The organism is Nocardia sp. NPDC050793 (genome assembly GCF_040654065.1).
Taxonomy (GTDB): Bacteria; Actinomycetota; Actinomycetes; order Mycobacteriales; family Mycobacteriaceae; genus Nocardia.
In genome coordinates, this window is the sequence record NZ_JBFAHG010000004.1 from 744,522 (window position 1) to 751,037 (window position 6,516).

A 6,516-nucleotide genomic window follows, 5' to 3' on the forward strand; every position below is an offset into this window, starting at 1 on the left:
CTCAGGACTTGCCGTTGTCCTTGCCCAGGTCGGGGGTGTCCGGTCCGTCGCCGCCCTCGCGGTCGGACTCCGCGCGCTCACGCGCCTCGGTCTCGGCCAGCTGCGCCAGCGGATCGTCGAACGCGGTCGCGCCGCCGCCGATGACCGAGTCGATGAAACCGGCGGGGGAGTCCAGGTCCTCGGAGTCGGGCAGCAGATCCGGGTGCGCCCACACGCCGTCGCGAGCGTCCACCCCCGCGTCGGTGGTCAGTCGCTGCCACAGCTGCGCGGCCTCGCGCAGCTTGCGCGGCCGCAGCTCCAGACCGACCAGGGTGGCGAAGGTCTGCTCGGCGGGTCCGCCGGTGGCGCGGCGGCGGCGCAGCGTCTCGGCCAGCGCGCCCGCACCGGGCAGCCGCTCGCCGACCGCGTCGGCCACCACGACCTGCACCCAGCCCTCGATCAGGGCGAGCAGCGTCTCCAGCCGTTCCAGCGCCTGCTTCTGTTCGGGCGTTGTCTGCGGTTCGAACGTGCCCTGCGCCAGGATCTCCTCGAGCTTCGACGGGTCGGTCAGCGACATCGGGTCGATGCCCTGGGCCGCCTGCTCGAGTGCGGAGAAGTCCATCTTGATGCCGCGCGCGTAGTCCTCCACCGCGCCGAGCACCTGCTGACGCAGCCACGGCACGTGCGCGAACAGCCGCTGGTGGGCAGCCTCTCGCGCCGCGAGGAAGACCAGAATCTCGCTCTCCGGCTGCTCGAGGCCCGCGCTGAACTCCGAGATCGCGGCGGGCAGCAGCGCGCCGGTGCCGCTCGGGCCGAGCGGCAGACCGATATCGGTGGAGGTCAGCACCTCCTTGGCCAGCTGGCCCAGCGCCTGGCCGAGCTGCGAGCCGAACGCGAGACCGCCCATCTGGCCGAGCATGCCGACCATCGGCGCGGCGAACTCCCTCGCCTCCTCGGGCAGCTGCGCGGTCCACATGCCCGAGATCTGCTCGGCGACCGGATCGCACAACCGCTTCCAGGTGGACAGCGTCTCCTCGATCCAGTCGTTGGCCGTCCAGGCGACGGTCCTCGTCGCGCCGGCGGGCAGCGTCGTCGCGCCGTCCAGCCAGAGTTCGGCCAGGTGCGCCGCGTCGGCCACCGCCTTCTTGGCGCCCGCCGAGACGGGCGTCACACTCGCGCCGAGCTGCTGGCGGGCCAGCCGCTTGGCGACGTCGTAGTTGACCGGACCCGATGCCGCGCCGCCGGGTTGCCCCATGCCGCTGAGCATTTGACCCAGTGAGGTCAGCATCTGGCCGAGCTGCGCGGGATCGAACCCGCCCGCTCCGCCGCCGATCGGGAACCCGAACGGATTGTTCGCCCCGGGACCGTTCGGCTCTTCGCCGCGCTTGCGCGGGTCATCGTCGTCACGGTTCGAGAATCCGAACGGGAAGTCAGTCATGCCTATCACGTTACGCGCGGACAATCGGCGCGTGACCGTCGGCGGGCCGCCCCCGGGCCGCTGGAGCTCGCATTACGCGCACAGCGAACGACCGGGCGGCGCGCGGCCGCGGATTCCGCGCCTGCGCAGTCCAGCGGCGAACGAGATCACTATGGTGGGCGGGGTGAATCGTCGGATCCTCACCCTCCTTGCCGCGCTCGTTCCGGTGCTCGTGCTCGGTGTCATCGGCGCCGTGGTCAAGGTGCCGTTCGTCGCGCTCGGACCCGGGCCAACCTTCAACACGCTCGGCGAGGTCGAGGGCAAGCAGGTCGTCGATGTCGTCGGCACCGAGCTCGACCCGACCTCGGGCAACCTGAACATGACGACGGTCGCGGTGCGCGACGGGCTGAACCTGTTCGAGGCGTTCGGCTTCTGGGTGAGCGGCCAGCACGGTCTCGTCCCGCGCGCCGAGGTCTACCCGCCCGGCGTGCCGCGCGAGGAGATCGACAAGTCCAATCAGCAGGAGTTCAAGGATTCCGAGGGCAATGCCGAGGTCGCGGCGCTGCACTATCTGGATCTGCCGACCGTGGTGCTGATCCGCAAGGTCGGCGACGACGCTCCCGCCAAGGATGTGCTGCGGCCGGGCGATCAGCTCGTCAGCGTCGACGGCGCGCCGATCGCGACGCCGAAAGACCTGGTGTCCGCGGTGTCCTCGGTGCCGCCGGGCAGCCTGCTGACCGTGGTGTTCCGTCGCGACAACGCCGAGCAGACCGCGACGATCACCCTCGGCGCGCGCCCGGACGATCCGGCCAAGGGCTACCTCGGCGTCACCCCGGGCGAGGGCGCGCTGCCGCCCATGCAGGTCACCTTCAACCTGGCCGACATCGGCGGTCCGTCGGCGGGCCTGATGTTCAGCCTCGCCCTGATCGACAAGCTCAGCCCCGGCGACTTGGACGGCGGCAAGTTCGTGGCAGGCACCGGCACCATCGATCAAGAAGGCGCGGTCGGCCCGATCGGCGGCATCCAATACAAGATGATGGCCGCGCGCGAGGCGGGCGCCGAGACGTTCCTCGTCCCTGCGGCCAACTGCAACGAGGCGAGGCAGCGCACGCCCGAGGGCCTGCGCCTGGTCAAGGTGGAGACCTTGGACAGCGCGGTGCAGTCACTCAACGCGCTCAACGCGGGCGCCGAGGCGCCCAGTTGCGGCTGATCACTCCAGGGTGTGGTGCAGCGCCTCGATGAGGTTCGGCGCCAGGTTCGGGTGGGTGCGCAGATCGAGGTCGCCGAAATCGTCCTCGTCGTCCTGCGGGCGGATCTGCAGCAGCGACAGCGACGCGCCGTCGCGCAGCACGGCGGCGAAAAGCCGAGCCTCCCGCCGCTCCGGGTGCGCCGCCGCGGCCGCGCGGGCCGCGGCGTCGGCGGCCTCGTGGTCGGCGAGCAACGGGGCGAGCGCGTCGTCGAGGGTGCTCTCGGCGTCCGGCGGCAGCACCACGATCTCCTGCACCAGTACGCAACCCCGCACGGCGGGCGGCCAGCTCGTGGTGGCGAGGAATTCGTCGAGCGCCATCGAACCGCCGGTGATGTCGTCGGGCAGCGGCTCCTGCGCGATCGGGGTGAGCTCGTCGCCCTGATCGATCTGGTCGAGCAGACCGGGTTCGGCCGCGACCAGATCGGCGGTCGGCACCAGCGCGAACATCTGCGGCGGACGCCCCCAGCCCTCGGCGTCGGCGAACTCCGCGACCTCCCGGACGGCGCGGGACAGGACAAGCTCGGCGTGCAGATCGGCGTTCACGGTGGACATCCTCGCATCACCGCCGCCGGTGTCTCATCGAAGCCGTCGAAATCGCTTCCGCCGAGCTCACCGAGGCCACACACGACGGTGCGATGTCCGTTTCCGTAGAGTGGGCGCCAGACGGTCCGCGAGGACCGAACCGCAACGTCGGAATGCGGCGCATCGACCGATTGGGCGTGGGCGCCGCCGGACCCTGGAGAGTGGCACCGTGGGCATGCGGCCCCCAACCGGCTTACCTTCGTTGTCTCGTCGCAGCCGCGTGCTGCTGGTGGCGGCCATCGTCGTTGCGGCGTTGCTGCTGTTGGGACCGAGGCTGACAGACACCTATACCAACTGGCTGTGGTTCGGCGAGGTCGGTTTCCGCAACGTGTATCTCACCGTGCTGCGGACCCGGATCCTGTTGTTCGTCGCGGTGGCGGTGTTCGTCGGTCTGGTGGTGTGGCTCGCGCTGCTGCTCGGCTACCGCACCAGGCCGGTGTTCGTGCCGGTCGCCGGGCCGAACGATCCGATCGCCCGGTATCGCACCACCGTGATGAGCAGGCTCAAGCTCTTCGGCATCGGCATCCCGGTGCTGCTCGGTCTGCTGTCCGGCCTGGTGGCGCAGTCGAACTGGGTGACGGTGCAGCTGTTCCTCAACGGTGGTTCGTTCGGTGAGACCGATCCGCAGTTCGGTCTCGACGTCGGCTTCTACGCCTTCGATCTGCCGTTCTACCGGATGGTGCTGAACTGGCTGTTCGTCGCCGTGGTGATCGCGTTCTTCGCGAATCTGGTGACGCACTACGTCTTCGGCGGCCTGCGGCTGAGCGGCCGCGAGGGCACGCTGACCAAGCCTGCGCGCATCCAGCTCGCGGTGCTCGCCGGAATCTTCGTGCTGCTCAAGGCGATCGCGTATTGGTTCGACCGCTACGAGCTGCTCTCCAGCGCGCGCAAGGAGCCCACCTTCACCGGCGGTTCCTTCACCGACATCAACGCGGTGCTGCCCGCCAAGCTGATTCTGCTGTCCATCGCGGTGATCTGCGCGCTGGCCTTCTTCGCGGGCATCGTGCTGCGCGACCTGCGGGTGCCCGCCATGGCCGCCGCGCTGCTCGTGCTCTCCTCGATCCTGGTCGGCGCGGTGTGGCCGCTGGTGGTCGAGCAGTTCTCGGTGCGCCCGAACGCCGCGGACAAGGAGTCGGAGTACATCGAGCGCAACATCGCCGCGACCAGGCAGGCGTTCGGCATCACCGACGACAAGGTCGACTACCAGAACTACAAGGGCGACGGCACCAAGAACCCGCGCGACGTTCCCGCCGACCGCACCACCATCTCCAACATCCGGCTGCTCGACCCGAATATCCTGTCGCCCACGTTCACTCAGCTGCGCCAGCTGAAGAACTTCTACGGCTTCCCCAACCCGCTCGACATCGACCGCTACACCATCGACGGTGAGGTCCAGGACTACATCGTCGCGGCGCGCGAGCTGGAGCCGCAGAGCCTCAAGGACAATCAGACCGACTGGATCAACCGGCACACCGTCTACACCCACGGCAACGGCTTCGTCGCCGCCCCGGCCAACCGCATCAACAAGGCCGCGGCCAAGGACGCGACCGTCGCGGGCAGCAGCGACAGCGGTTCTCCGGTCTTCGACGACGGCCCGATGAGCTTCGTCAGCGACATCTCCACGCCGCGGGAGCGCCAGGCCATCGAGGTCGATCAGCCGCGAATCTACTTCGGCGAGCTGATCTCCCAGTCCGACGCCGACTACGCCATCGTCGGCGCCGCTGGACAGCCCGCGCGCGAATACGACCTGGACAACGTCCAATACACCTACACCGGTTCCGGCGGCGTTCCGATCGGGTCCTGGTTCAACCGGCTGGCGTTCGCGGCCAAGTACGCCGAGCGAAACATCCTGTTCTCCGGTGCCATCGGCGACGATTCGAAGATCATCTTCAACCGTGATCCGCGCGAGCGGGTCGAGAAGGTCGCGCCCTGGCTGACCGCCGACGGCAACGCCTACCCCGCGGTCGTGGACAAGCGCATCGTCTGGATCGTGGACGCCTACACCACGCTCGACAGCTACCCCTACGCCCAGAGCACCTCGCTGGAAGGCGCGGTCGAGGACAGCGTCGACAAGAAGACCGGACGGCTGCTACCCCGCAAGGAGGTCAGCTACATCCGCAACTCGGTGAAGGCCATTGTCGACGCCTACGACGGCACGGTCACCCTGTACGAGGTGGACACCACCGATCCGGTGCTGAAGGCGTGGCGCGGAGTGTTCCCGAACGCGGTGAAGTCGGAGAGCGACATCTCGCCGGAGCTGCGCTCGCACTTCCGTTACCCGGAGGATCTGTTCAAGGTGCAGCGCGAGATGCTCAGCAAGTACCACGTGAACGATCCGCGAGAGTTCTTCACCAACAACGCGTTCTGGTCGGTGCCCAGCGATCCGACGATCGAGGGCGGCACCTTCAAGCAGCCGCCGTACTACGTGCTGGCCGGCGATCCGAAGAACGGACGGCCGGAGTTCAATCTGACCAGCGCCATGGTCGGCTTCAACCGGCAATATCTGTCCGCCTACATCTCGGTGAGCTCGGATCCGGAGGACTACGGCAAGTTCACGATCTTGCAATTGCCGACGGATTCGCAGACCCAGGGTCCGCAACAAACACAGAACACGATGACCATCAACGACGAGGTCTCGCGTGACAAGACTTTGTTGCAAGGCTCGAACAAGATCAAATATGGCAATCTGCTGACCTTGCCGATCGCCGACGGCGGCATTCTCTATGTCGAGCCGCTGTACACCGAACGCAACAGCGGACCGAACACTTCCACCTTCCCGCAGCTGGCCCGCGTGCTCGTGAGCTATCGCGATCCGGCGACGGGTTCGGTGCTGGTCGGCTACGAGCCGACGCTCGCCGCGGCCCTCGAGAAGATCTTCCCCGGCAGCGGCAGCGCCGCGACGGCGCCGGGCGCCGAGACGCCGAACCAGCAGGGGACGACGCCGCCGCCGAACCAGGGCGCCACCGCGCCGCCACCCGCCCAGGGGACCGCGCCGCCGCCGCCCAACGCGAAGGACGCGGCGGTTCTGGAACTGGACGCGGCCCTGCGCAACGTGCGTGACGCCCAGCGCAGCGGCGATCTCGCCAGCCTCGGCGCGGCGTTCACCAGGCTGGAGCAGGCGATCAAGGCGTACGAAGCCACCGGTCGCTGAGTCGGAGCGCTGAGCCGCGCCGAGTAGACAAAACAGAAGCGGGGGGGGCCGGCGCCAACGGGTGCTGGACCCCCGTGGGGGTTGGGGGGGTTGGGGGGGGGTGTTGTGGTGGTTTGGGCGCCGCGGGGGTTAGGGCGA

At 68.7% G+C, this 6,516-nt stretch carries 4 protein-coding genes; 2 read left to right on the top strand and 2 right to left on the bottom strand.

Annotated elements, in window-relative coordinates; genetic code table 11:
* Window position 1: 1 nt before the first annotated feature.
* On the bottom strand, window positions 2–1,417 hold the full coding sequence (locus AB0H50_RS18035) for a zinc-dependent metalloprotease (RefSeq protein ID WP_357453356.1): 1,416 nt from the start codon (window positions 1,415–1,417) through the stop codon (window positions 2–4).
* Between the two features lie 163 nt (window positions 1,418–1,580).
* On the opposite strand from AB0H50_RS18035, the gene AB0H50_RS18040 reads away from it, so the two are divergent.
* The gene (locus AB0H50_RS18040) at window positions 1,581–2,606 is read left to right on the top strand and encodes a PDZ domain-containing protein (RefSeq protein WP_357453359.1); all 1,026 of its coding nucleotides are present in this window, start codon (window positions 1,581–1,583) and stop codon (window positions 2,604–2,606) included.
* On the opposite strand, the gene AB0H50_RS18045 is transcribed toward AB0H50_RS18040, so the two are convergent.
* Entirely contained in the window at window positions 2,607–3,197 is a 591-nt protein-coding gene (locus AB0H50_RS18045; protein WP_357453362.1) for a PPA1309 family protein, read from the bottom strand.
* A 199-nt stretch (window positions 3,198–3,396) separates the two neighbouring features.
* Between AB0H50_RS18045 and AB0H50_RS18050 the strand changes: the two genes are divergently transcribed.
* The gene (locus AB0H50_RS18050; protein ID WP_357453365.1) at window positions 3,397–6,378 is read left to right on the top strand and encodes a UPF0182 family protein; all 2,982 of its coding nucleotides are present in this window, start codon (window positions 3,397–3,399) and stop codon (window positions 6,376–6,378) included.
* Window positions 6,379–6,516: the final 138 nt, after the last annotated feature.

What these genes read in the sequence shown, in the direction of transcription:
- AB0H50_RS18035 (WP_357453356.1), bottom strand. Translation starts at nt 1,417, where the DNA reads ATGACTGACTTCCCGTTCGGATTCTCGAACCGTGACGACGATGACCCG.
- AB0H50_RS18045 (WP_357453362.1), bottom strand. Translation starts at nt 3,197, where the DNA reads ATGTCCACCGTGAACGCCGATCTGCACGCCGAGCTTGTCCTGTCCCGC.